Genomic DNA, 26339 nt, shown 5'->3' with positions numbered 1-26339 from the left:
CATTACTCCTTTAACACTGCGTCTATATAGAGATTCGGATTTACCAGTACTTCTGCTGCTTGTGAGAATAAAGGACGAACCGCCTCGGCACCAAAACCGTAACATACGGCTAACACGACGAGTAGAGCGGATGTCATCCATAAGTAACGGGCGTGACCTTTTGAAACTCCGTTGTATTCTTTCGGAGTTCCCCATATACCGTTCAGGAAGATTTTGATAACAGAATACAGGACCATTAGACTCGATGCCAGTATGACACCAGCACCTACATAGGCTTCTGCAGCAAAGCTTCCTCTTAGAATTAATAGTTTCCCTATGAACCCACTCAAAGGAGGGATACCTGCCAAGGAGAAGGCTGCAACAAGGAACGTCCAGCCGAGCCAAGGGTACTCTTTGATGAGGCCGCCCATTTTCTTGAGGTTGGTTGTCCCGGTTATGGCAATCATCACTCCAACCAGGAGGAATAGAGCCGCTTTAATAATCATGTCATGAACGAGATAGTAAACCGCCCCTTCTAATGCTTCAGGGTTCATGGTTGACACCCCGAACAAGATCACACCGACTGCAATGATGATGTTGTAGATGATGATCTTCTTAACATCCCAATACGCGATGGCCCCGATACAGCCAAGGACGATTGTCAGGATGGCTAACATACTCAGGATTTCATGAGTATACCCGATGTCATGATAGAAGAATAACGTGTATGTTCGTAAAATCGAATAGATCCCCACTTTCGTGAGCAAGGCACCGAATAAAGCAAGCACCGGTGTTGGTGGTGCGTAATACGAGCCAGGCAGCCAAAAGTAAAGCGGGAAAATCGCCCCCTTAAGTCCAAAGACTAAGAGAAACATGATAGCGATCGCTGTAAGTATCCCCGGCTGATTCACATCAGCAATCTTTCTCGAAATATCTGCCATATTCAATGTCCCTACCACTGAATACAAGTACGCCACGGCAATGACGAATAGAGCAGAGGAGATGACATTCACGAGAATGTATTTGATTCCCTCACGCAATTGAGCCTTCGTCCCGCCTAGAACGAGCAATACATATGAACTCATCAGCATCACTTCGAAAAAGACGAAGAGGTTAAAGATATCCCCGGTTGTGAATGCCCCGTTCACTCCCACCAATAGGAACTGAACAACAGGGTAGTAGTAGAATCGTTCTCTATCTGCCCCTATCGACTTAAAGGAATACAGTAACACGACCAATGTGATGATGCTTGTCGTCGTCACCAGTAAAGCAGAGAGCATATCAGAAACGAGTGTAATCCCAAAAGGGGCCACCCAGCTTCCTAAGTTAATCGTTTGTATTCCATCATTATTGATGGTGTTGATAAGTACAAGGGATGCTGCAATGGTAGCCAGAGTTGATAGGCTTGAAATTCCACGTTGTACTTTTATATATTTGCTGACAAACATTAAGATAATCGCCGTAAATAACGGGATTAAAATAGGTAGTATTAATAAGTTAGTCATTTCCTTCGTTTCCTCTCATTTGATCCATATTATCCGTTCCAAGCTCTTGATATGCCCGATAAGCAAGAACAAGGAAGAAAGCTGTCACTCCAAAGCTGATAACAATCGCTGTTAGAATCAATGCTTGTGGTAACGGATCGACATAAGATTTTGCGTGTTCGCCAAGAAGAGGTGCAGCTCCTCCTTTTAGACCACTAATCGAAAGAAGTAAAAGATGCGCGCCGTGACTCAACAATGCTGTCCCAATGATGATTCGGAGCAAGCTTTTGGATAGCATTAAGTAAACGGCGATCGTAATAAGGATTCCGACAACAATGGCCATTAATATTTCCATTATTCGCTCACTCCAATCGTTTGAATAATGGTCATCGTGACACCGATGACAACCAGATACACTCCCGTATCAAATAAAACGGCTGTATGCAGGGATGTCTTTCCTAACAGCGGAAGATGGAAATAATCATACGCGTGAGTCAGGAAAGGCACATCAAACAGAAGTGCCCCCGCAGAAGTCGCTACTGCCAGGAGTAAACCAATCGCAGTAATGATTTTATAATCCACCGGCAGGATATTAGCTACCGTTTTGATATCATACGCCAACAACAGTAGTACAAGCGCAGCCGACGTCATCAATCCTCCAATAAAGCCTCCACCCGGGGTATAGTGCCCGGCGAAGAAAAGTCTCAGAGAAAACAGGATAATGATGAATGCGACAACGTTCGTTACGGTTTGTAAGATGACGTCATTCGTTTTTGTTTTCATCCTTCTTTCCCCCTTGTCAGACGCAATTTAATCATGGAGAAAATACCAAGTGCGGCGATCGCCAATACACAAATTTCAAATAATGTATCAAATCCACGAAAGTCAACGAGTATAACGTTTACCATATTCTTACCGCCGGCTTCTTCATAGACATTCTCGATGTAATAGCTTGAAATGGAATCGAAAAGTTTTGTGCTGTATGCAGAAATCGCAAACAAGGTAACGACTAGACCCACACCGATTGCAATCAAAGCATTTCCAAGCTTAAATCTCATTCGTTCTTCATGCCTGCTTAATGGAGGCAAGTGATAGAAGCAGAGTAAGAATAGAGCAACGGACACGGTCTCGATCACAAGCTGTGTCAGAGCAAGATCCGGAGCACGGAATAATACGAAGAATAAAGAAACCGTATATCCGGCAGCTCCCAGCGCAATGATCGACGTTAATCGTGACTTTGCAAACAGGATGGTAACAGAGCTGATAACAAGTAAAAGCGCTATGGCCACCTCATAGACTCCAATCGGAGCCAATTCATCCGTGTTGATCGCAAATGCCCCTTTAAACCACAAACTAAACAGTAATATGGCGGTTAAGAAGGAGAAGATATATACGAGATACGTACGGATAAAACCTGTCATATAGCCTTTTGTAAAGCTGTAAGCTCCGCGTTCGGCTCCGATTAATCCACCATCATAAAATGAATTCAAGGTGAAACGGTCCGGTATCCAGGTGTATATTTTTCTCCAACTTGGCAGTAGGAGATATAACAGAATTCCAAATAGAATGACTCCAAAAGTCATAAACAGTTCAGGCGTAAAACCATGCCAGAATGAAATATGGGTCTTGACTGCATGTCCTTCCTGAATAAGGCTTGGAGTAATGGCAGCCACTGCCGGAGCGATGATTCGTTCTGACAGGATATTTGGAAAGAAACCAAAAATAATCACAAGTGAAGCCAGGATGATTGGAGAAATAAGCATTCCAAGAGGAGCTTCATGTGGTTTCTTTTCCAATTTCTCTGGTTGATGCTTACCAGTAAAGGTTTTAAACACAAGAATCATGCTGTAAATAAACGTGAATACACTACCGACCCAGGCAAGGATCGGGAAAATCATACCCACTGTATCCAGGTTGAATATATCCATTTCAAGTACCCGTACCATTCCTGTAAAGAACATTTCTTTACTAAGGAACCCATTAAAGGGAGGAAGTCCTGCCATGGAGAAGGCTCCGATGATCGCAATGGTGAAGGTAATCGGCATGAAATTCATCAACCCGCCAAGCTTACGGATATCCCTGGTGCCTGTTTCATGATCAATAATTCCGACAACCATAAACAAGCTTCCTTTGAAGGTCGCGTGATTGATCAAATGGAAAACGGCAGCAAGGGTCGCAACCATATAAATATTTTCATCTAATTCACTGTAGTGGAGGGCAGCCGCGCCGACTCCCAATAAAGACATGATCAGACCAAGTTGACTGACGGTTGAAAACGCAAGTATTCCTTTAAGGTCTGTTTGTTTCACAGCATTAAAGGAACCCCAGAACAGTGTAAAGATACCGAATCCGCCCACAAGCCACAACCATACACTTGATTCAGCGAATACAGGACTCATGCGGGCAACAAGATAAATTCCGGCTTTTACCATTGTGGCAGAATGCAGGTACGCACTGACCGGTGTCGGTGCCTCCATGGCATCCGGTAACCAAATATGGAACGGGAATTGAGCGGACTTCGTGAAAGCCCCCAACAAGATCAGAAGTAATGCTGGAAGGAAAAGAGCTTCTGTCATGAGCTGATCGGATTGCATGACTAATTCCCTGATGCTGAAGGTCCCACCCATCAGATAGAGAAGTATGAATCCTCCAAGCATGCTCAATCCACCGAATACGGTAATGAGCATGGATTTCTGGGCACCGTATCTGGAACGCTCACGGTGATACCAGTATCCGATCAATAAGAATGAGGATATGGATGTGAATTCCCAGAACATATAAAGAACGATCAAGTTATCCGATAGGACAACTCCTAACATCGCACCCATGAACATCATTAAATACACATAGAAATTATGTAGTTGTTCCTTCTTTTTATCTAAGTAATAAATTGAGTACAGGACAACCAATGATCCGATCCCTGTGATGAGCAAGGCGAAAAGTAAACCAAGACCATCAACATAAGCGATAAAGTTGATCCCGAAGGACGGCATCCATTCCAAAGTTTCTTTAACGGTGTCCCCATTCTTAGTGATGGAGATGAATTGGAAGAAGTAAGTAAATAAAGCTACCGGAAGCAGTAAAACGAACCAACCAGTATGTACATTCCGAAATGCCTTATAAAGAAATGGAATGAGTATGGCAAATAAAAAAGGCGATACAATAGCCCAATGTAACAAAGTCATATAAAACCCCCCTCATGTAAAATTCATTTATTCTAAAGCATGGTCTAATGTCTTTCCTGTTTTAAAATATGCATCTTATTTCAAAAACCTCGACCGAAGCTGAACCTCAAAGAGCATTATAACGTAAAAAATAAATGCTTGCATTACTCAGGATTCCATTCGTATCAGATTGTTCATGAAGTATTAAATATGTAGATAGACGGAAAATACCAACGGAAATTTGTTGGTTTTTTTCATGTGATTCCAACCAACTACAGAATAGTTTCGGTTAAATTGGAGAATCCTATCCATAAGGTGGTGAAATTATGAAAAAGAAAACGGTAGCGGTTACAACCATATTCTTTACTTTTTTTGGCTTTGCGTGGTTAATTGAATCGCAAGATCGGTTTAATAGAGGCATGATCGAAATGGAAGACCCGACCAGTATGAACATCAGGCCCGTTCAATATGGTGAAACGGAAGAAGTGGAAGAAGAAATGACGAAAGACCCCATACGCCAAAGACAACCATTTGGATCGAGAGAATATATCCGTGTCGTGCCACATTCCAATCCTCAGCAATAAATGACTGTCCTTTCTGCAATCATGGAAGGGCCGGTCTTTTTGTGCTTTCCGTAAAACAAGTGATAGGTATTAAGTCATTGTTTCTTCTGATTCTATACCCTTTTCAAGATACTCATAAACGATTATGATGAGAGTGGTCAAAGAATCGTTATGGGAGAGTTATTAGTGAAAAATACATACTTAACAAGCTATTTGCCTCTTTTCTCTATATTATTGTTTAGCCTTACATTTTCTGTTTATGGTGTGGAAGTATTCGTAGACATCTTTAAGAAGATTGGTGTCTATCCCGGAATGAGGGAATTTTTATCGGATATGCAATTGAAGCTCGCGATTTTGATCCTATTAATGGTTGCTTTTTTTATGGTATTTGCTGCCTTGAAGCTGATAGCGGAGACGATCAATGGTATTTCGATGCTGTTTTTTTCTATGGATTCAAATGGAGAATTGTATAACCGTGTTCGAACAGGCTCGATGATTTATTTTATCGGTGGCCTGGTGTCTGTTCTGAGTCTGAAATCCTTCCTGGGATTGTTGATTATCTTTGCGTTGAGCTCGGTCGTTTATTTTATTTATTTTGTTTATAAAATAAGTCCGTCCCTCTCGAAAATGGGGATCTTCGGTGTCGTTGGTTTACAGGTGTTTTCATGGTCATCCTTATTTTTAACGATATTTTTTGTGTGTTTGAAATTATACAATGGCGTGATGGCGAGTTTGCCGGTTATGTCGAAGGTGAAGTTATAGACAAAGAGTCTGCAGTACCTACTGCAGACTCTTTGTCATTCCATGATCTGCTTCCAAATCTTATGACTTGGTCGCCTTTGTTCTATATGACTCATATTACGGGGAATGTCATGTCCGACCCATACACCGGTAGTGAGTGAATCTGTTATTCCCATGACCCAGTAGTCATGATAATTATTGGTGGTTCCTGTCTTAATCCCAACATAGGGCTTAGATACGTAAGCTGCTCTCCCGGTTCCGGAAATAGCGGCTTCGCCCAGCATTTCTCTCATTTTAGAGGTTGTATCTGTGGACCAAACCTTCATCGGCTCGTTCTTCCATTGATAAAGGATGTTTCCTTTATTGTCCTTCACATGTATGATCGCATGACTTTCCTGATACTTCCCATCAATAAAGGAAGTATAAGCATCCGTCATTTCAAGGGGACTCATTCCATAGGTGAATCCCCCTACGGAGGCTGCATAGGTTTGATCCTCGCTTAACACCTTCTCAAATGAAAAAGGGGATAACGATTTGAAAGCTTCTTCAATTCCTGTTTTTTGCATTAAGCGCAATGACGGGGCGTTATACGATTGTGCTAACGATTGTTTTATCGTAACGGTTCCGGGCTGGACTCCCCCATAGTTTATCGGGCAATAGTCACCTATACAGTACCGGTTCGCATTTACTTTTTCAGTGATGGAAGCCCGGTATTTTTCGATATACGGACCATATACGAGAAGTGGTTTTATCACTGACCCAGGCTGCCTGAAAGCTTGAAATGCGTGGTGGAAGTTATATTTCTGGTAGTTCCTTCCTCCTGTTATTGCCGCGATGGTCCTTGTCTGGTTGTCGATGGTGACAGTGGCCCCTTGTAACTCTTTCTGAAGTTGTCCATTTAAAGCCTTCACACTTTTTTGTTGCAGCTCAGGGTTCAGTCCGGTTTGAATTTGAACTCCTGAGGAGATCACTTGTTGAAAACGTTCATCGAGCTTCTGTGCAACTTTCTCCTTTTCCTTTGGAGAGGAGGCATTTGTCAGTTCCACTTTGTAGCCCTCGTGAATCGAAATCAGCTCTTTTAATTCACTTTCCACATAAAAAGCATAATCAGGATATAAATCGATCTTTTTGCGAATGTTTAGGCTAATCGGTACTTTTTTCATTTTTTCCGCTTCTTCTTCGGATAGCTTACCCGTACTGACGAGAATATCCAGAAGACGTTCCTGACGAACTTTCGTTTGCTCGAAATGATCGATGGGATCATATTTTCCCGGGTTATTGGGAATCGATGCAATGAACGCCATCTCTGCCTGATTGAGTTCCGTTACACTCTTCTGGAAGTAGTATTGTGACGCTGTTTCAATCCCGTAAACGCCATTACTGAAGTAAATGACATTCAGGTAAAGCTCTAATATTTCATCTTTTGATAACGATTTTTCAATTTCATGGGCGTAAAAGAGCTCGGTCAATTTACGATTGTAGGTTTTTTCTTGACCCAGATACAGGTTTCTTGCAAGTTGCTGTGTAATCGTGCTCCCCCCCTGTTGGATGTGGGTGAACACCAGGTTTTTTACGACAGCCCGAAGAATCGCTCCGGCATCGAATCCGACATGTTCATAAAAATGCTGATCCTCTGAAGCGACAAGAATATCCTTTATGAAAGGGGGGATCTGCTCATCCGGAATATAGATTCGAAACGGGCGGTTCACTTCCGAAAATACCTTCCCGTTCTGATCCAGCAGTAAACTGGTACGATTTACATTGACGTTATCGGTCCTTACCGATTGTTCTAATTCATTTTGAAAGCTTTGTACTTTGTTCCATTCATCCGTCGTAAAAAATAATGTGGTAAAAAAGATGAACATAACACTAATGACCGTTATATAACCTGCGAAAATTCTCATTTCTCACTCTACTTTTCTAGTAATCTTTCACATGGCTGGTTGTTTCAGAATGACGCATACTCCACCATAATAATCCAAAAGCGCATAAGAATAAAGCACCTGTTACATAAAAAACGGAAGAAATACCAATATATCCTGACACGATCCCGCCAAAAGCGGGTCCGACCACGTTTCCGAGAAAACGAAAACTCTGATTATATCCGAGTACTTCCCCTTGCATACTAATGGGGGCTTCCTGACGGATATAAGCTGTCACACATGGAATCATTCCGCCGATCGCGATGCCGAACAAGAACCGGAACAGGACGAGCTGCCACAGTTCTACAGCCAGTGCTTGGGGCACGATGAAAATGGAGGCCAGGACAAGGAGGATTGATAACACCTTTTCATAACCGATATCATCACCAAGCTGACCCCATCGCCGTGTCGCAAGTAAATTACCAAATCCGGTTGCAGAGAAAGCGATTCCAGCCAGAAATGCGAGATTCGTAGAAGAGGTAAGTTCATCTACATAGAGGGCGAGGAGCGGTTGAATGCTAAAGTTTGCTACCTGAATAAGGAATGACAATAAGAGAACCGTCACTAATAATTTGTGACTGAAAATATGCTGAAGCACTTCAATACTTGAATACTTGTTTCGCTGGTTCCGCTGCTCTTTGCTCCGTTGCTCGTCAATGCCAAGTAAAACAACGGTTGCTGCTATGGCAATGGAGAGGGAGGTGAATATGAATGTGTAGGAAAAGCCTACATTATCAGCGAGTAACCCACCGATGACTGGACCGAATAGCCCTCCTGAAACAGTTCCCATTTGCAGGGTGCCAAGCGTACGTCCTGCTTCTTCCTTTGGAGTCTGAGCCGAAATAAGGGCCATCGAAGTGGGAATGAAACCTGTCACCGCACCCATGATCATACGAAGGACGAAAAGCCCCCAAACGGAATCCATAAAGCCCATTAGAAAAATCGACGTGGCAATTCCATACCCTGTAATAAGAAGGATCGGTTTATAGCCGAAGCGGTCTCCGATCCGCCCCCATAAAGGAGAAATAAAGAAAGCTGTTAAGAATGTAACCCCGAACACAAATCCTGACCAGCGTTGAACGTATTCATGACTGTACGTACCAAAGGTTTCAATATAAAGAGACAAAAACGGCAAAACCATCGTCGCACTTGCCGCAACCAGGAAATTGGCCATAAGCATAATCGTCAAATTCTTTTTTTTGATTGAAATGGTTAACACCTTCTGTATGGATTTTATTTCGTATACCTAAATATTCATTTTATTAAAGATTGAGGCTCCAGTCCACCGAATAACATTTATTCACGGGGAAAACCGGGAATTAGTCATAATCTATAGGTTCATCATGATATAATGTAAGAATAAGAAGTGTGGAAAATTGGAGTCAGTACCGATTTTATTTTTATGATGAATTCTTTTTATTATAGATAAATTGGGGTCTTATCTAGATTTTGAGGAGGGAGTATAGTGGCGAAACCGGAACAGCTTGTGTTTATAGATTTTGAGTTTTCTATGCCGGAACGACATAGAGTCCCCAAAGGTTTTTTTCCTGAGATTATTGAAGCTGGTGTCGTGGTGGTTGAGAAAGGGAAAGTGACCAATTCGTTTTCATCTTATGTGAAACCGACTGCGTTTCCCAAACTGACCAACCGCTGTAAACGGTTCTTATCGATTAAGCAGCAGGAAGTCGATTCGGGAATTTCATTTCAATGTTTGATTGACTATTTTTCCGGGTTGAATGCAAGAGGGATCGACAAAGTAGTGACGTGGGGAAATATGGACATGAAGGTACTGCGTGATAACTGTGCACAGTCCGGCATTCCATTTCCTTTCCAAGCTCAATTCGTCGACCTGTCCATGGAATATAAACGATTCTTTGGTGATCAAAACCAAACCGGGCTATGGAAAGCAGTCCAGGAATACGGGAGGGAAGGAGTCGGAAAGCATCATAAAGCTTTAGATGATGCCCTCACCACCCACCATATCTACAATCTGGTCGAAAAAGACAAAAAATACCTCGATAAAGCGGAACCAACCACCATCGGGGAAAGAATAGACCTGTCCAAATTTTACAACCAGCTTGCATAACGAGATGAGGGACGGACCTTCCTAAGGTCCGTCCCTCATCTATGTTAAAATGTCAGGCTATACATCAGTTCGTATTCTTTTTGGATGGACCTGAGGGTTTCCAGGCTCTTTCTGGCGTGGGGGGTTGGGTCTTCTTCCAGCTCTTTCTTAAGTGTAAGATATGAAGAGACAAGTGATTCATTATAATCTGGAATGTTCCCGTCAAACGGCTTCACCATCTTCTCGGGCATATTTGCCTGCTCGCGGTGTGCAAGGGCTTTTCGTTCGTGAAACAGTGGAACATCCACTTCCTGGGGATTGTGTAAATCGCCTTGCCGTGGATGCTTCAAGACGGAGAGAATTTTCACCACATAGGCTCCTGGACGTTCTCCGGTTACTTCCCCGATATACTTGCCCGTTTTATAAAAAGCTGTGACATAATCACCAATTTGTATGTTTTTCATAAAAAAACCTCCTCTAATACTTCAATCTTTATTATAATGAAAGCGGAATGAATGTTGAAAGAACTACTATAAAGGTAACATGTGGAGGTACATATATGAAGCGTCTGATGATCGTGATCCTGTGTTTATTAGGTTTAGTACTTGCCTCTTGTGGACAAACAGAGAAAGAAGATACCACTAAAGATGAAACGAAACAAACAGAAGAAAACAAGAATACGGCAGAAGACTCCAAAGGAGATGACACAATGACATACCCTCAGCTTACAACAGAAGTTGCTGAAAACGAAAAATTGGTAGAAATGAAAACCTCGATGGGAACGATCAAGATCAAGCTTTTCCCTGAGCAGGCACCTAAAACCGTTGAGAACTTTATCACACATAGTGAAAACGGCTATTATGACGGACTTAAATTCCATCGCGTGATCAAAGACTTCATGATCCAGGGGGGAGACCCGAATGGAAACGGAACGGGTGGAGAAAGTATTTATGGTGAATCCTTTGAAGATGAATTCTCACCTGAATTATTCAATCTTCGCGGTGCCCTTTCAATGGCAAATGCCGGCCCGGATTCGAATGGAAGTCAATTCTTCATCGTGCAAAAGGATGACATCGACCCACAGTTTGAAGACCAAATGAAATCAGCTGGTTTCCCTGAAGAAATCATTGAAGCTTATATGGAGAATGGTGGAACCCCTTGGCTTGACCAAAAACATACGGTCTTTGGACAAGTGGTTGAAGGAATGGACATCGTCGATGAAATGGCCAATGTAGAAGTTGGTGAGAATGATCTTCCAAAAGAAGATATTGTGATTGAAAATATTAAGGTTGTAAAATAGTAGTGAGAGAGCTTTAAACCTATTTGTGGTTTAGAGCTCTTTTTTTTGGTGGAGGCTCTACTAGGGTGAACGGATATTTCCTCGGAAATTGTCGAGGCTTGTTTCGGGCCTGTTCAATAAATCGTTAAAAACGTAGCGATTTCAAGTTGGTTTGTTCGTTACGGTGTTGGTATAATAGACGAATAGATTGTTTTTTGAAAGGAGCTTACGATGCTTTCTTATTATGTATTAAACTTATTTCTATACTTTCCTGAAGATAAGTCGGAATATATCCCTGCAAGCATTACGATGGCCATCTTCTTAATAGCTGCCTTATTGACGTTCCGTTTAATTATAAAGGTTTCAAAACGTGAAGAATTGAAAACGAAGAAAATGGAAGAGGAAGCCGGGAAGCATAACAGGGAATCAGAATAAAAAGAGTCGAACACGCTTAAATGTAAAGCGTGTTTTTTTGTTGTGTTGATTCAACACTACTTTCATCTATCACCGCCCCCGACCCAATAGCTTCTTTTCGGGTGAAAAAGAGGAATACTTTTCCCCTCAAACGTCAACAATGGTGGAAGAGAATGAGATTTGGAGGAAGTGCGAAATGAAAAAATCATCACTATTATATATGATCATGATAAGTGTATTACTTGGGGCATGTGCCATCGAAAACCCTAAAAAGGTAGAAGTGGAATTGAAAAACGAGAACGGGGATTCACTTGGAAAAGCGACCCTGCAAGAGAAGTCGGATGGAGTGGAAGTCGGGTTGGACCTTGAAGGTTTGCCGCCCGGTGAACATGGAATTCACATACACGAAAAAGGAGCATGTGAGCGACCGGATTTCGTATCTGCAGGGAATCACTTCAATCCTGATGATAAAAAACATGGACTTCTACATCCTGAGGGAGCACATGGGGGCGATCTTCCTAATATCATTGTCGAGGATGATGGCACAGCAAAAGTCAAACTGATGGCAGGTGGTGTCACCTTGACGAAAGGGAAGACGTCCCTTTTCACTAAAGATGGGACGTCTTTGATCATCGATGAAAATAAAGACGATGGGATGACCCAGCCTTCAGGAGATTCCGGTAAACGTATTGCCTGCGGGGAAATTGTAAGTGATAAGAAGAAGTAGAATGAGTGTGGAGTTGTAACACAGTGTGTACCCGGGATAAATGACTGGAACGTACCAGGTACAAATGAATATAAAAAAATGCCCATCGACCAAAGCGATGGCTTCACTCCTACAAAACAAAAAACGGGAAGAGTTGCCGGCAACTCTTCCCGTTTTTTACATTAGCTTAAAGCTTTTCGCAACCTCTCCAACCCATCGATCAACGTTCCTCTTGGACAGGCAATATTCATTCGAACAAAGCCTTCCCCACCAGGTCCGTATTTTGTTCCCGGTTCCAATGCGAGTTTTCCTTTGTCCAATAGACGCTCCTTCAGCTCTTCATCAGAGAGTTCCAACTTGGTACAATCTATCCAGAGCAAATAGGTTCCTTCAGGGTCCACCAATTGGAGATGGGGCAGGTGATCTCCAATAAATTCCTTCGTGACTCTCACGTTTTCCTGCAGGTACGCAAGTATTTCTTCCAACCATGCCCCGCCAAAACGATAGGCTGCTTCCATTCCGACAATCCCAAACGTATTGAGAGTAAAGAAGCCCTGTTTTTTATGAATGGCGGCGATTTTTTCACGGAGATCCGAATTGGGAGTGATCATGGCTGAAGCTTGTAATCCTGCAAGGTTGAAGGTTTTGCTTGGTGCGATGCACGTGATCGTGATATCTCTGAACGAGTCATGAAGAGAAGCCAGTGGAATATGGGTATCCGTTTCATAAACCAGATCTGAATGAATTTCATCCGACACGATCACGACATTGTACTGATGGCATAATTCAGCTATTTTCATTAGCTCTTCTTTCTTCCATACCCGACCGCTCGGATTGTGTGGATTACATAATAAGAAGAGCTTCACACCCTTTTTTAAAGCTTCTTCAAACGCACCAAAGTCGATAGAATACCTTCCGTCAACATAATCCAGTTGAGCATTTACAATTTCACGGTCATTGTCCTCTACCAGGCTGAAAAAGGGTGTATAGACAGGGGATTGTACGAGCACTTTATCTCCCGGAACAGTAAGTGCCTGAATAATGGTGGAAATCGCCGGCACGACTCCTGGACTATATTGGATCCACGTCTTCTCAATGTCCCAGCCGTGACGTTTTTGGACCCATTGCTTAATGCTTGCTGCCGTTTCATTTCCAACAAAGGTGTAACCAAAGATCCCGTGTTTCAGCCGATCCTGCAGGGCATCCAACACATCTTGTGGCGGCAGGAAATCCATATCTGCCACCCACATAGGCAGAACATCGTCACTCCCAAACACCGTCTTCGTCAGGTCCCATTTAACGGAGGAAGACCCTTTTCGGTTGATGATCTCTTCGAATTTACTCACGAATGTTTCCCCTTTCTACATATGTAATGATTAATACAATCATATGATGGAATCGAAAAAGATGAAAATGATTTGTTTAACGGATCGTGTTCGATTTAACTTTTAACATAAAAAAGGGACTTCTCCCTACGTTTCAGATATGAGCGTTTGGGATAGTCCTTTTTTGTATAGCGGCTGTGTCCCGGAATCTTCTGTCATTCCTTCAATAGTGGCCGATACAAATTGATGAATGTGTTCCAATACTTCTTCAGGCTTCTCTTCAGGAACGAGATGGCCTGTTTCTTCCAGAACCACGAGCCTTGAGTTCGGGATATCCTGTTTCAGCTTATGTCCCGTGGATAAGGGGACCACTCTGTCATGCTCTCCCCAGACAAGGAGGCAAGGTGTTTGAATGTTGCGCAAATCGTTCCCCGTTAAGTCTCCTTCACGATCTCGAATCATCCTCGTCAATGCCTTGAAGATATCATCCTCCAAAAATGGTTTCAGATACCCAAACATCATTTCATCATCGATCATTCTTGAATCATGTACAACATTTTCAAGATTATTCCGTACCCCTGATCGTGTAAGCCACAGTTTTACATACAGATGGAAAAAGGGAATATAGCTCAGCATCGTGACAGGCCACTTCATTTTCTTGAGATAGCCGGAGCTGCACAGGAGTACGCCCTTTTCGACTAGGGAAGGTGCTTTCTTCATCACGTTCAGAGCGATCTGACCTCCCATTGAATGACCCGTTAAGTGGACATTGCTAACATTCAAGTGGTCTAATAAGGCGATGACCGTGTTGGCCAGGTTATCATAAGAATAGATAAATCGATTGTTCTTCTCGCTGTTCCCAAAGGGAGGGAGATCGATGGAAATGACATTATAATTTTCTTTCAAAAGAGGAGTAAGCCGTCTAAAGCTAAAGGTTGATGATAGAAATCCATGAAGAAGGACGAAGGTTTCCGTGGCTTCAGGATGCTGATGATGTTCAAAATAAACATTGGCACCATTCACCTGAACCACCTTTGCAAAGTCTTGTTCTTGCATACTTCGTCACTCCTCTCTACTAGTTTACAGATATTTTACCCCTATTTCTGCATTTAACACCTGAATTCCAAAGTTGTCTCATATCCAATGGTAATTATGGATGTAATGGGGAAAATAGATATAAAATGAGGATCCCTCTTTTCATAACAGTTACTTCTGATATAATAAAACCATTTAGTGGTGATGAGGAGGAAGCAGAATGCAACTAAGAGAAATGGAGCTTGATTTGGTAAGGATTTTACAGAAAGATGCCAGGATTTCCACAGAGAATATAGCGAAAATGCTTCAAGTAACAACAGAGGAAATAGAGAATGCGATTGAAAGACTTGAAAAAGACAATGTTCTTGTCAGATATAGTTCCGTTGTGGATTGGTCCAAAATAGAAGGTCATGAAGGGGTAACGGCGATGATCGATGTAAAAGTCGCTCCGAAACGGGGAGTGGGATTCGATGAAGTTGCCCATCGTATTTATCGTTACAAAGAAGTAAAAAGTGTTTATCTAATGTCTGGGGCATATGACCTTTCTGTAACGGTGGAAGGTCGAACCATGCATGAAGTTGCTACATTCGTTTCTGAAAAACTATCTACTCTGGATTCCGTTTTATCTACAACAACTCATTTTCAATTGAAGAAATACAAGCATGACGGCACCATCTTTGGTGATTATGGTGAAGATAAACGAATTGTGGTGTCTCCATGAAAACAAAGACATCGTACATATCTCAATCTGTGAAAAACTTAAAGCCTTCCGGCATCCGGAAATTCTTTGATTTGGCAGCAAATATGGAAGGGGTCATATCGCTCGGGGTTGGGGAACCGGATTTCATTACCTCCTGGACGGTGCGGGAAGCTGCAATTCTTTCCTTAGAGCAAGGCTATACCTCCTATACAGCGAACGCAGGTCTGCTGGAGCTAAGGAAGAAGATTGCCGCGTATATGAAAGAGAGCTACTCCGTAGACTACGATCCTAAAGAAGAGATCATTGTAACAGTCGGTGCCTCTCAAGCCCTTGATATCAGTCTGCGGGCCATCATTGATCAAGGAGATGAGGTCATTGTGGTGGAACCTGGCTTCGTTTCCTATGTACCACTTGTTCAATTGGCAGGTGGAGTAGCTGTAACGGTCGGAACCAAGCCGGAAAATGACTTCAAAGTCACAGCTGAAGAACTCGAAGCAGCCATCACTCCGCGTACAAAAGCCGTCTTATTATGTTCGCCCAATAATCCAACGGGGACGGTCCTTGAAAGAGAAAACCTGGAAGAGCTAGCAGAGGTGATTCGAAAGCATGATCTGGTTGTTCTTTCAGATGAGATTTACTCTGAGCTTGCTTATGATCATCTCCACGTGTCCATTGCTTCTTTAAAGGACATGAGAAAAAGAACCCTTGTAATCAATGGATTCTCAAAAGGGTTTGCCATGACGGGCTGGAGACTTGGGTTTATTTGTGCTCCTGAAGAGATCGCTTCATCCTTACTTAAAATTCATCAATACGCCATGATGTGTGCGTCCACGCCTGCTCAGCATGCTGCTGTGGAGGCACTCGATAAAGGGATGGATGATGTGATGGAAATGAAGAGAAGCTACCGTCATCGACGACACTATTTTGTTGACTCCCTCAATGAGTTCGGATTAACCTGCCATACCCCTGGGGGAGCATTCTATGCCTTTCCTTCCATTAAAAAAACAGGAATGTCTTCAGAGGAATTTGCAGAAAAGCTTCTTATGGAAGAGAAAGTTGCCGTTGTACCCGGCAATGTGTTCGGTAAAGGTGGGGAAGGATATATACGTTGTTCTTATGCCTCAAGTATGGAGCAGCTGCAGGAAGCCGTGAAACGGATGAAGCGTTTTGTTGAGAATCATAGTTAGAAAAAGAAGGATGCCAGGCACAAAAGAACACATTTGTGCCTGGTACCTTTTTTAATTGGGCAAAAAAAATAGGACGATAAAATATCGTCCAACAAATGAAAACAAAAGGGGGAATACTTAGAAAGCTTATTTTCAGTATGACCCCTTTTTTCACTATCTATACATCATTTCATAAAAAGTTTTTAGCTTTCGCTCTTTTCATATTTCAGTTCATACAACATTTGCATCACACGCAGGAAATCTTCTTCAGAGAATTCCTTCGCCTTACGGAGGATCAGTTTAGTTCGTTTTGGTCCCAATTCTTTGATCAGCAGTTCCATTTCAGCGTCAACGCCTGTTGGAGGGTGATCTTTTACTTCCCTTTCCAGCAGTTCGGAAGCAGGTATATCAAGTACAGTTGAAAGCTTAAGAATCGTTTGTGTATCGGGAATCTGAAGATCGGATTCATACTTTTCAATCGTCTTTGTGCCTAGTCTGGCCCTTAAAGCAAGCTCCTGTTGAGATAGTTTGCGCTCTTCGCGTACCCGTTTTAAATTCTCACCAAAGTGTGACATGCTAAAGTCCCTCCCCATAGAATACCTTCCTTATATCTACAGTTTATCACCATTTGGAAAAAAATAGCCCTGCTTATCGTGAACAAAATGTTAAAAATAAAAGGTCCGTCTTCAGTGACGGACCTGTCATTTAAGATATGAAAACAAGTATGATGGCTACTGGTACGATGTAGCGCAATAGAAAAATCCAGCTGTTGAACAGGACCGGTGATATAGACGAACCAGATTGGATTTCGTTCCATACATCTTCTCGCTTTAATCGGTAGGAGACGAAAATACTGATTAATAATGCCCCGATTGGCAATCCAAAATTACTCGTAATATAATCGGCAAAGTCAAAGAAGTTCTTTCCTTGAATGAGGAAATCTCCGAATACACCAAATGAAAGGGCACTTGGAATACCTGCAAAGAAAACCAGAATTCCGATTAACCATGTAAATGGCTTTCGTTTCGATTGATTCCCTTTCGACAGGGCCGCGACCCCGATTTCAAGTATGGAGAAAGCAGATGTCAGGGTTGCAAACAACAGTAAAATCAGGAACACTGTTAAGAAAATGCCACCGAATGCAATTTCATTAAAAACGGCTGGCAGGACAACAAAAGCAATTCCCGGTCCTTCATCCGGTTGAAAACCAAGGGCGTACACAGCAGGGAAAATGACCAATCCTGCCAATAATGAAATAAAGATATTTAATCCGGATACACTGATGGCGGATCTTGGCATGCTGTCCTCTTTTGAAAGATAGGATGCATACGTCACCATGACAGAAAGTCCGACGGTAAGTGCAAAAAATGCTTGTCCTAACGCAAGCAATACCGTTTCTCCATTTAAATAGCTCCAGTCCGGAAATAACAGGAAGCGGACACCTTCCATCGCCCCTTCCAAGGTAAGGGACCTGATGACTAAAATAATAAATAAAATAAATAATGCCGGCATCATATAACGGCTTGCCCGTTCAATCCCTTTTTGAATCCCGCCTTGTACGACCAGTATCGTAATGACGATAAAGAGGAATTGTGCAATCAGCACTTCTTTTGGATTTGCAATGATGTTCTCGAATAAGGTTCCGTACTCCTCCTGAGATTTCCCGATTAAAGAGCCTGTCACACTCCGGGCCAAGTAAGAAAGGATCCATCCGCCTACAACACTGTAAAAAGATAATATGATAAAAGAAACAACCGTTCCTAAATAGCCGATCCAGTGCCAATAAGACTGTGGCGCCAATTTTTTGTAGGAAGTAACGGCGTCGGCTCCCGCCCGTCTTCCGATGACAAACTCTGCCAGAAGAATGGGCGCACCGATCAAAACGGTGAAAAGGATAAAGAGTAAGAAGAAGACACCTCCTCCATTTGCACCTGCCATATACGGGAATTTCCAAATGGCACCGAGCCCTATAGCAGAACCGGCCGCTGCCAGGATGAAACCAATCTTAGAAGTCCATTGTTCTTTTTTGGCCAAGTTTAAGATCCTCCTTTCGAAAAAATAAGATTTTTCAATCGTACTATGTTTTATACCCTCTGTACACCGGATTTTTAAATTTTCAATATATAAGAAAGATGGGGCTGAATGCCATTAAATGAGTGATAGCGAACAATATGGCAACATCTATTTCCATTTATTATGTGTGAAAACGTTTGTAATCATTACAATTAACCTAATTTCTAGAAAACCAGTCAAAAACATGATGAATGGGCTGGAAATTTCTCTAAAATGTAGTATACTAATTGTAACAGAACGTTCACAAATTATTCTTTTTTTCGCCATAATTGAAAGCGTTTACTATTGGATTGGAGGAATTTACTATGGATGTATTTCTTGTATATCTATTTATCGCAACGGCTACACCACTGTTTCTTTGGATCGAACATCGTAAGTGGGCGGTTCTTCATATCCCATTTGTTATAGCCTTATGGGCAGTGTTTATTTATTACGTAGCGGTTCCGGAACTTGGGGGATGGGGTCATGTAACACTTTGGAGCCTGTTTGTTGCCAATCTTGCATTCGCCCATATTGCAGCCTTCATGCTGTATGCCTTACCATTTATTCAAAAGCAACGAAAGAAGAAATCAATCACTGTAAAGAATTAGTCTGATCCAATTAGAATTGGGTTGGTCTTTTTTTTTGTCTTTTTATTTAAAAAGAATGAATTCAATGGTAAATAAATGAAACAAAATCCACATCACATTCGTTACATAAATGAAAGCATCGAAGGGAAAGGGGGAAGATTCGAGTGGAAAATGAGCACTTGATCGAACGTGCGAAAAAAGGAGATCTGCAGGCATATAGGCATTTAATCACTTATTATTCTCCCATCGTTGAACGGTTTGCGTATCAGATGGGGAATTCCATCGCTGATATACCGGATATCACCCAGGAAGTGTTCATTCGTGTATACAGGTTTCTGGACGGGTTCTCATATGCGAAGTTTACTACCTGGCTTTATAAAATTACTTTGAATGTGTCGAGGGACTTTAAACGAAAAGAAAATCAGCACAACAATCGAGTGAAAAAAATTGGGAATGAACCTTCAGAAAACGTCATTACTCCTCAAGAACGTATCCTGAGGCAGGAAGAGGATCGTATGCTGCACGAATGCATTCAAAAGCTGGATGGTAAATATCAACTACCAATCATCCTCTATTATTTTCATGAAAAGAAGTATGAAGAAATAGCTGAAATACTGTCAATCAATTTATCTACTGTTAAAACAAGACTGTTAAGAGGCAAAAACCTCTTGAAAAAAGAACTGGAAGAGGCTGAAAAAAGGGAGGGGAGATTGAATGGATGACAAAATGCTTGAAAAACGCATGGAATTATTGAATCAATCGTATAAGAAAATTCCGGATCAGACCAATCCTTCAGACATCATACAAGCCATAAAACAAGAAGGAAAATCCCAAAAGAAGCGCCCACTTATTCATTGGCCATACGTCGCAAGCTTCATTGGTGTGCTTCTCATCGGTGCGGTTCTCATCCTGCAGCTTACGATGGATGAACCGGGAAGACAGAGTGGGAATCAAGCTGATTATGCCGGTGAGTCAGACCAACGACTTCAAAGGGAAATAGAAGATGCAAAAGCTCAATATGATCTTAGGAAAATTCAAGCAATGGAACGGATCGGGTTTACGGAAAGCATATTTAATTCGACTGAGATCGCCCGGGGTGCAGGGAGGCAGCTCACATATATCGAATCCATTCCAATGCGGGACTTCTCAAATGAAAGAAAACTGGATTGGGTCCAGAGAGCGAGTGACGAATTGAATCAGATATTGGCTACTCCTGATGTGATGATGAAAAATCTGAAAGCTCCTTTAACGAAGGAAGAAGCAGAAGTATGGGTTGATGATTTTATTAAAAAGGAACAAGAAATCCTCCCGCTATATGAGGACGAGTTGAATAAGTATGGTGAATATTGGAAGCCTTTCGTTGAGAACGGAGAATTCAATATGAAGGAGTTCAACCAGATGAAAAACGACTATCCCCCCAAACTATGGTTGTTACGGGATGGAATATTCAATAATGCAGTAAAGCTATCGTATAACAGTGAAACGGACCGGCTTGAAACGACATTGGATGTGGAGTACTTCAGGATGATCACGAATCGTGAAGCCTTACCGGAAGGATATGAATTGTATATGATTACCCGATTTGACCCAGTCATTAAAGCAGGAGAATTTACAGGGACATGGAAAGAAGCAGCTGATCGCTTGATGGACTACGAGAAGATGTTAAAGGAACTGCCGGATGACTCAAGATTCAGGGTAGAAGTGAAGCATGAATACGACCTTCTATATCAATATTTTACAGAGGGGAATGTGTACCAGCCAATCTTTGACGAAAGTGGTAAATTGAAATCACATGTAGAAGAAACCTACCGTTATATGCTGAAGGAGTTCCCAGATTACACAACAACCCTTCATCTGAAAGAAGTATATGAGGAGTTAAGACGTGTAAATTTCGTTAAGCCAGATCGTTGGGTTCAGACGACACCGGTCATTTTGTCTTCAGAGACAGAAGAACGATATAAGGACTAATAATGAATGCTAAGTTTACACTGTTTTAATAATTTTAATAATTGGGAAGCATAACTAGTGAGAAAGCAATTATAGGTGGAAAATCGAAGAAAAATGGGTTTAGTTGCAAAGGTCTGACAGAATAAACTTTTGCCGAATCACGGATTCTATGATATAATCTACAATTGCGTGTAAAGACGAAAAATAATATATATACTAGGAGTGTTACCATGACTACAAAATTCGAAACAGGAACTGTTGTAACAGGTAAAGTTACAGGCATTCAACCATACGGTGCGTTCGTTGCACTTGACGAAGAAACACAAGGATTAGTTCATATCTCTGAAATCACTCACGGCTTTGTTAAAGATGTAAGCGAGCACCTTTCAGTAGGCGACGAAGTAAAGGTTAAAGTATTATCAGTGGACGAAGCAGCTGGTAAAATCAGCCTTTCTATCCGTGCTACAGAAGAAGCTCCTGCAGCACCTCAAGCAAAACCTGCAGCAGCGAAAAAACCTCGCCGTCAAGGTCAAGGAAGTGTAAAGCAAGCAAACGAAGAAACAACACCAGCTGGCTTCAACACTCTTAAAGACAAGCTTGAAGAGTGGATCGAACAATCAGAACGTGAAGACCTAATTAAGAAATAATATCAATAGTAAGGAGACTGTCTTTCTTATAGGCAGTCTTTTTTTTATGATCTTATTTCAAATTTCTTACAATCGTATGAATTCCTTTTATAAAAGAGGGTTTTACAAATATATTATAGAAATAGTACTACAAGAGATAAATTGGGGAGGTGGTAAAATTTGAAAGAGAAGATAAGTAAGCTTATAGCCGGCAATGAGTGTACTCATGTTCTTTATCCTTATCAAGACAGAAAACGGTATTTGAATAATGCCATAACGTATACACTTGAAGGAATTGAAAACGGGGAAATCGTCATCTTAATTGAAAACGAAAGAAATATGAATGTATTACAAAAACGCCTAAACACCCAATTAACAAGTAAACAATTGGAGAAAGTCCATGCTATCAGTAACTTTGAATTTTATCAATCAAGCGGAAGTTATCACCCTCCAGCCATTTATGAGCAATTAAAGAAAACCATTGCCCCTTATTTAGAACATGGAATTTCTTTCCGATCCTGGACCAATGTCGAATGGGGGACATTGGAAGATCCTTGTTCCATCATCGAGTGGTTCGAAACAGAAACCGATCAAGTGGTTCATGAGCATAATATGACCGTAGTCTGTGCGTATGATTCAGAAAAGATGCCGGATCATCTGGAAGAGGCACTAAAGAAAAATCATGGACATCTTATGTCTGATGAGGATATTGTGCCCTCGAAAGTATACAGTAAAATTAAATATTCATAAAAAACACGTTGGTTCTCATGATGAGATCATCGTGTTTTTTTTGATGAGGGGAATCTGCCTATTGGTAGAGAACTTTATCATGAATTAACGAAAAATAAAGAATTTTTGAACAATATACTTGTCCGTACCTCCTAAATGACCTATAATAATAATGAAAGCGCTTAATTAACAGAAAAATACATAATTACAGGAGGATCTTAGATGCTTTATAATAATCCGAATACTGAAGGTTCATTGGTACAATTTAAGGACAAGTATGAGAACTTTATTGGTGGAGAATATGTGCCGCCGGCAAGTGGAGAATACTTTGAAAATGTATCACCTGTCACGGGGAAAGTTTTCACGAAAATTGCCCGTTCAAACAAAGAGGATGTCGAAAAGGCATTGGATGCAGCACATGCAGCGAAAGACGCATGGGGGAAAACCTCTGCTACGGAAAGATCCATCATCTTAAATAAAATCGCCGATCGTATAGAAGAAAACTTAGAAATGCTTGCTGTAGCCGAAACTTGGGATAATGGTAAGCCTGTTCGTGAAACATTAGCGGCAGACTTACCACTTGCGATTGATCACTTCCGTTATTTCGCCGGATGTATCAGAGGCCAGGAAGGATCTCTTGGTGAGATCGATAATGATACGGTCTCTTATCATTTCCATGAGCCAATCGGGGTTGTGGCCCAAATCATTCCTTGGAACTTCCCGATTCTGATGGGTGTATGGAAGATTGCACCTGCCCTTGCTGCAGGAAACTGTGTAGTCTTGAAACCTGCTGAGCAAACACCGGCTTCCATCATGGTTCTGATTGAACTCATTGAAGACCTGCTGCCTAAAGGTGTACTGAATGTGGTACAAGGGTTTGGAGTGGAAGCAGGGAAACCCCTTGCGCAAAGTAAGCGTGTTGGTAAGGTAGCTTTCACAGGTGAAACGACTACAGGTCGCCTGATCATGCAATATGCTTCTCAAAACATTATCCCTGTTACGTTAGAACTTGGTGGTAAATCACCTAATATCTTCTTTGAAGATGTAATGGACCAGGATGATGATTTCCTTGATAAAGCAGTTGAAGGTTTCGTGATGTTTGCACTTAATCAAGGAGAAGTGTGTACATGTCCTTCAAGGGCGCTGATCCAGGAGTCGATCTACGATAAATTCATGGAGCGTGCAATCGAACGCGTGAAACAAATCAAGCAGGGGAACCCGTTGGATTCAGATACAATGCTGGGTGCTCAAGCCTCTCAAGAACAATTGGATAAGATTTTATCTTATATTGAAATTGGGAAAGAAGAAGGAGCGGAATTACTCATCGGTGGTGAGCAAAATACGCTGGATGGAGATCAGGAAGCAGGTTTCTATGTGAAGCCGACCGTCTTCAAAGGCAACAACAAAATGCGTATTTTCCAGGAAGAAATCTTTGGGCCAGTTGTTTCCGTTACAACGTTCAAAACGAAAGAAGAAGCCCTTGAAATCGCCAATGATACTCTTTATGGACTTGGAGCAGGTGTATGGACGCGTGACATGAACACGGCTTACCGTTTCGGTAGAGAGGTTCAAGCAGGACGCGTATGGACGAACTGTTATCACCAATACCCGGCACATGCGGCATTCGGTGGATACAAAATGTCCGGTATCGGTCGTGAAAATCATAAAATGATGCTATCACACTATCAACAAACGAAGAATTTACTAGTTAGCTATAGCCCTAAAGCGTTAGGATTCTTCTAAAATGGAACAGCGACTAGAGGCAACAGAACAAGCCCTCCATCTCATTGAAACGTTAAAAGGCAAGCATGGTGCTCTCCTGTTTCATCAGTCTGGGGGATGTTGTGATGGCAGTTCTCCTATGTGTTTAAGTCAGGATGATTTAATCATCGGTGACAGTGATGTATTAGTAGGTACTGTAGCCGACTGTCCGTTTTATATGAACGAACAGCAATATGAGTATTGGAAGCATTTCCGGATCATATTGGATGTCAGGGAAGGAAGGGGAGGAGTGTTCTCTTTGGAATCAACGGAAGGCGTACGCTTTATCACGGATTCTAAATTGATCAAACCATAAACGTGAAGGTTTTGGTTCTACTCTTCCAAACCCGATAATATTTTTTAGAGACAACCTATACTATAGGTTGTCTCTTTTTTTATGCCTGATTTCGTTAATTTTAATGATTACTAATTTAAAATAATTATAATTTGTGATTGACTTTCATTCTCAAATAGTTAAAATAAAACTATAATCACTTAATAATAATTATAATCTAAAGGAGTGTTTTTAGTGGATAAAAGAAAACTCACAACGAATCAAGGTGCCCCGATCGGCGATAACCAGAACTCAATAACAGCTGGGGAAAGAGGACCTGCACTGCTTGAAGATTATCAGCTAATTGAGAAATTGGCTCACTTCGATCGTGAAAGAGTTCCTGAAAGAGTCGTTCACGCCCGAGGAGCGGGTGCGCATGGCGTATTCATTACCAAAAATAGCATGAAAAAATATACAAAAGCCGCACTTTTTCAGGAGGCAGGAAAAGAAACACCTGTATTTGCCCGTTTTTCCACTGTCGTCCATGGCCAGCATTCTCCTGAAACCTTACGGGATCCCCGTGGATTTGCCGTGAAATTTTATACAGAAGAAGGGAACTGGGATTTTGTCGGGAATAACCTTCCTGTCTTCTTTATTCGTGATGCCATGAAGTTCCCCGATATGGTTCATTCATTAAAGCCAAATCCACAAACAAATATCCAAGAACCTGAGAGATACTGGGATTTCATGTCCTTGACGCCGGAATCAACCAATATGCTCCTGCATCTCTACACGGATGAAGGGATCCCTGCGAACTATAGACAAATGCGCGGAACCAGTGTACATGCGTATAAATGGGTGAATGCAGCTGGGAATACAGTGTACGTAAAGCTTCGATGGAAGCCGAAACAAGGTATTGAGAATTTATCTGCGGAAAAAGCAGCTGAGATTCAAGGGGAAGATTTTAACCATGCAAGCCGTGATCTATATGATTCGATTGAAAAAGGAGATTTCCCTGAATGGGATCTGTATGTTCAGGTACTGGACCCAATGGATATGGATTCCTTTGATTTCGATCCTCTTGATGCGACGAAGGACTGGTCAGAAGATGACATCCCATCTCACTTTGTCGGTACGATGATTTTAAATGAAAATCCAGAAAACATCTTTGCGGAAACGGAATCAGTGGGCTTCAATCCGGGAGTGCTTGTGAACGGAATGCTCCCTTCTGAAGATAAGCTGCTGCAAGGAAGGCTATTCTCCTATTCTGATACACAGCGCTACCGGATAGGTGCCAACTACCTACAGCTCCCGATCAACTGTCCATTCGCACAGGTGGCGAATAATCAAAGGGACGGACATATGCCGTTCAAGCAACAGACGGGTTCAGTGAACTATGAGCCGAACAGCTTCGTTGATACACCAAAAGAAGTGGCGGGATATTCGGAAATACATCAGCCGATGACGGGTGAAAGAGGAAGGCAGAAAATCCGGAAAACAGATGATTTCGGTCAGGCCGGCCGTATTTACAGAAGCTACCCGGATGAGGTGAAAGAGCAAGTAGTGAAGAATATTTCCAGTGAACTGTCACAAATCAATGAAAGAATAGCCTTGCGCGCGGTGTGTAATTTCTTCCGGGCAGATGTAGAGCTCGGTAAGAAGCTTGCGGAGAGTATTGGTGTGGATTTGACTCCTTATTTGCAGCATATGGAATAAGCATGGAGGAGTGAGTGCTGGTCTTTTTGTCAGTGGAGTTATGCTGATGAAGGGGCTGGTGCTCTTTTTTTATGTTTGGTTTTATGGAGATTTACTTTCAA

The 26339-nt window shown here is 41.9% G+C and carries 27 protein-coding genes; 16 read left to right on the top strand and 11 right to left on the bottom strand.

The features are described from left to right. Positions 1–2: 2 nt before the first annotated feature. From ACXAF2_RS07920 to ACXAF2_RS07905, 4 genes are read right to left on the bottom strand one after another with little or no spacing between them, the layout of a single operon-like run. A complete protein-coding gene (locus tag ACXAF2_RS07920) occupies positions 3–1484 on the bottom strand; it encodes a Na+/H+ antiporter subunit D (RefSeq protein WP_475138074.1) in 1482 nt (493 codons plus the stop codon). After that, entirely contained in the window at positions 1477–1818 is a 342-nt protein-coding gene (locus ACXAF2_RS07915; protein ID WP_044338125.1) for a Na(+)/H(+) antiporter subunit C, read from the bottom strand. Before ACXAF2_RS07915 ends, ACXAF2_RS07920 begins: the two co-directional genes overlap by 8 nt. Next, a complete protein-coding gene (locus ACXAF2_RS07910) occupies positions 1818–2246 on the bottom strand; it encodes a Na(+)/H(+) antiporter subunit B (RefSeq protein WP_148970744.1) in 429 nt (142 codons plus the stop codon). Before ACXAF2_RS07910 ends, ACXAF2_RS07915 begins: the two co-directional genes overlap by 1 nt. After that, the gene (locus tag ACXAF2_RS07905; protein WP_475138073.1) at positions 2243–4648 is read right to left on the bottom strand and encodes a Na+/H+ antiporter subunit A; all 2406 of its coding nucleotides are present in this window, start codon (positions 4646–4648) and stop codon (positions 2243–2245) included. Before ACXAF2_RS07905 ends, ACXAF2_RS07910 begins: the two co-directional genes overlap by 4 nt. A gap of 305 nt (positions 4649–4953) precedes the next feature. On the opposite strand from ACXAF2_RS07905, the gene ACXAF2_RS07900 reads away from it, so the two are divergent. Both ACXAF2_RS07900 and ACXAF2_RS07895 read left to right on the top strand, forming a co-directional pair. Then, on the top strand, positions 4954–5211 hold the full coding sequence (locus tag ACXAF2_RS07900; RefSeq protein WP_475138072.1) for a hypothetical protein: 258 nt from the start codon (positions 4954–4956) through the stop codon (positions 5209–5211). Between the two features lie 165 nt (positions 5212–5376). Next, the gene (locus ACXAF2_RS07895) at positions 5377–5952 is read left to right on the top strand and encodes a DUF5366 family protein (RefSeq protein ID WP_475138071.1); all 576 of its coding nucleotides are present in this window, start codon (positions 5377–5379) and stop codon (positions 5950–5952) included. 35 nt (positions 5953–5987) lie between these two features. On the opposite strand, the gene ACXAF2_RS07890 is transcribed toward ACXAF2_RS07895, so the two are convergent. Both ACXAF2_RS07890 and ACXAF2_RS07885 read right to left on the bottom strand, forming a co-directional pair. After that, a complete protein-coding gene (locus tag ACXAF2_RS07890; RefSeq protein ID WP_475138070.1) occupies positions 5988–7835 on the bottom strand; it encodes a transglycosylase domain-containing protein in 1848 nt (615 codons plus the stop codon). 16 nt (positions 7836–7851) lie between these two features. Then, on the bottom strand, positions 7852–9063 hold the full coding sequence (locus ACXAF2_RS07885; RefSeq protein WP_475139145.1) for an MFS transporter: 1212 nt from the start codon (positions 9061–9063) through the stop codon (positions 7852–7854). Positions 9064–9318: 255 nt separating this feature from the next. Between ACXAF2_RS07885 and kapD the strand changes: the two genes are divergently transcribed. Further along, positions 9319–9939, top strand: a complete 621-nt coding sequence (kapD, locus tag ACXAF2_RS07880; RefSeq protein ID WP_475138069.1) for a 3'-5' exonuclease KapD — start codon at positions 9319–9321, stop codon at positions 9937–9939. 44 nt (positions 9940–9983) lie between these two features. Here the strand turns inward: kapD and kapB are convergent, their stop codons facing one another. Further along, positions 9984–10382, bottom strand: coding sequence for a kinase-associated lipoprotein KapB (gene kapB / locus ACXAF2_RS07875; RefSeq protein WP_475138068.1), 399 nt, complete (start codon positions 10380–10382; stop codon positions 9984–9986). Positions 10383–10477: 95 nt separating this feature from the next. Here kapB and ACXAF2_RS07870 point away from each other — a divergent pair, with 95 nt between their 5' ends. The 3 genes from ACXAF2_RS07870 to ACXAF2_RS07860 all read left to right on the top strand — a co-directional run bounded on the left by ACXAF2_RS07870 (position 10478) and on the right by ACXAF2_RS07860 (position 12338). Then, positions 10478–11218, top strand: coding sequence for a peptidylprolyl isomerase (locus ACXAF2_RS07870; RefSeq protein WP_475138067.1), 741 nt, complete (start codon positions 10478–10480; stop codon positions 11216–11218). A gap of 210 nt (positions 11219–11428) precedes the next feature. Next, positions 11429–11632 carry a hypothetical protein gene (locus ACXAF2_RS07865; protein WP_148970735.1) on the top strand — a complete coding sequence of 68 codons (204 nt, stop codon included), beginning with the start codon at positions 11429–11431 and terminating at the stop codon, positions 11630–11632. Positions 11633–11807: 175 nt separating this feature from the next. Further along, positions 11808–12338 carry a superoxide dismutase family protein gene (locus tag ACXAF2_RS07860; protein WP_475138066.1) on the top strand — a complete coding sequence of 177 codons (531 nt, stop codon included), beginning with the start codon at positions 11808–11810 and terminating at the stop codon, positions 12336–12338. A gap of 161 nt (positions 12339–12499) precedes the next feature. Here the strand turns inward: ACXAF2_RS07860 and ACXAF2_RS07855 are convergent, their stop codons facing one another. Both ACXAF2_RS07855 and ACXAF2_RS07850 read right to left on the bottom strand, forming a co-directional pair. Next, the gene (locus tag ACXAF2_RS07855) at positions 12500–13663 is read right to left on the bottom strand and encodes a MalY/PatB family protein (protein WP_475138065.1); all 1164 of its coding nucleotides are present in this window, start codon (positions 13661–13663) and stop codon (positions 12500–12502) included. Positions 13664–13789: 126 nt separating this feature from the next. Then, positions 13790–14698, bottom strand: a complete 909-nt coding sequence (locus ACXAF2_RS07850) for an alpha/beta fold hydrolase (RefSeq protein ID WP_475138064.1) — start codon at positions 14696–14698, stop codon at positions 13790–13792. Positions 14699–14897: 199 nt separating this feature from the next. Between ACXAF2_RS07850 and ACXAF2_RS07845 the strand changes: the two genes are divergently transcribed. Both ACXAF2_RS07845 and ACXAF2_RS07840 read left to right on the top strand, forming a co-directional pair. Then, positions 14898–15398 (top strand): Lrp/AsnC family transcriptional regulator, encoded by a 501-nt coding sequence (locus ACXAF2_RS07845; protein WP_475138063.1) that lies wholly within the window; start codon positions 14898–14900, stop codon positions 15396–15398. Next, on the top strand, positions 15395–16564 hold the full coding sequence (locus ACXAF2_RS07840) for an aminotransferase (protein ID WP_475138062.1): 1170 nt from the start codon (positions 15395–15397) through the stop codon (positions 16562–16564). Before ACXAF2_RS07845 ends, ACXAF2_RS07840 begins: the two co-directional genes overlap by 4 nt. A gap of 182 nt (positions 16565–16746) precedes the next feature. Here the strand turns inward: ACXAF2_RS07840 and ACXAF2_RS07835 are convergent, their stop codons facing one another. Beyond that, positions 16747–17118 (bottom strand): helix-turn-helix domain-containing protein, encoded by a 372-nt coding sequence (locus ACXAF2_RS07835; protein WP_475138061.1) that lies wholly within the window; start codon positions 17116–17118, stop codon positions 16747–16749. A 130-nt stretch (positions 17119–17248) separates the two neighbouring features. After that, positions 17249–18577 carry a sodium-dependent transporter gene (locus tag ACXAF2_RS07830; RefSeq protein WP_475138060.1) on the bottom strand — a complete coding sequence of 443 codons (1329 nt, stop codon included), beginning with the start codon at positions 18575–18577 and terminating at the stop codon, positions 17249–17251. 344 nt (positions 18578–18921) lie between these two features. On the opposite strand from ACXAF2_RS07830, the gene ACXAF2_RS07825 reads away from it, so the two are divergent. The 8 genes from ACXAF2_RS07825 (at position 18922) to ACXAF2_RS07790 (ending at position 26238) form a co-directional block, all read left to right on the top strand. Then, entirely contained in the window at positions 18922–19206 is a 285-nt protein-coding gene (locus ACXAF2_RS07825; RefSeq protein WP_148970727.1) for a spore morphogenesis/germination protein YwcE, read from the top strand. 143 nt (positions 19207–19349) lie between these two features. Further along, entirely contained in the window at positions 19350–19907 is a 558-nt protein-coding gene (locus tag ACXAF2_RS07820) for an RNA polymerase sigma factor (RefSeq protein ID WP_475138059.1), read from the top strand. Beyond that, the gene (locus ACXAF2_RS07815; RefSeq protein ID WP_475138058.1) at positions 19900–21153 is read left to right on the top strand and encodes a hypothetical protein; all 1254 of its coding nucleotides are present in this window, start codon (positions 19900–19902) and stop codon (positions 21151–21153) included. The genes ACXAF2_RS07820 and ACXAF2_RS07815 overlap by 8 nt, the downstream gene beginning before the upstream one ends. Before the next feature lie 209 nt (positions 21154–21362). Further along, entirely contained in the window at positions 21363–21779 is a 417-nt protein-coding gene (gene yugI / locus ACXAF2_RS07810) for a S1 domain-containing post-transcriptional regulator GSP13 (protein WP_044338107.1), read from the top strand. Between the two features lie 159 nt (positions 21780–21938). Further along, positions 21939–22508 carry an MEDS domain-containing protein gene (locus tag ACXAF2_RS07805; RefSeq protein WP_475138057.1) on the top strand — a complete coding sequence of 190 codons (570 nt, stop codon included), beginning with the start codon at positions 21939–21941 and terminating at the stop codon, positions 22506–22508. Positions 22509–22709: 201 nt separating this feature from the next. Continuing rightward, positions 22710–24230 carry an aldehyde dehydrogenase gene (gene adh, locus ACXAF2_RS07800; protein ID WP_475138056.1) on the top strand — a complete coding sequence of 507 codons (1521 nt, stop codon included), beginning with the start codon at positions 22710–22712 and terminating at the stop codon, positions 24228–24230. 1 nt (position 24231) lies between these two features. Next, positions 24232–24564 (top strand): DUF779 domain-containing protein, encoded by a 333-nt coding sequence (locus ACXAF2_RS07795; RefSeq protein WP_475138055.1) that lies wholly within the window; start codon positions 24232–24234, stop codon positions 24562–24564. Between the two features lie 213 nt (positions 24565–24777). Further along, positions 24778–26238: a catalase gene (locus ACXAF2_RS07790; RefSeq protein ID WP_475138054.1), complete on the top strand. Its 1461-nt coding sequence runs from the start codon at positions 24778–24780 to the stop codon at positions 26236–26238. The last annotated feature ends 101 nt before the right edge of the window (positions 26239–26339 follow it).

The sequence above is a fragment of the Rossellomorea sp. ABR4_004 genome, assembly GCF_056159585.1.
The sequence above is the reverse complement of the archived record's forward strand: the minus strand, read 5'-3'. Positions and strand labels throughout refer to the sequence as shown.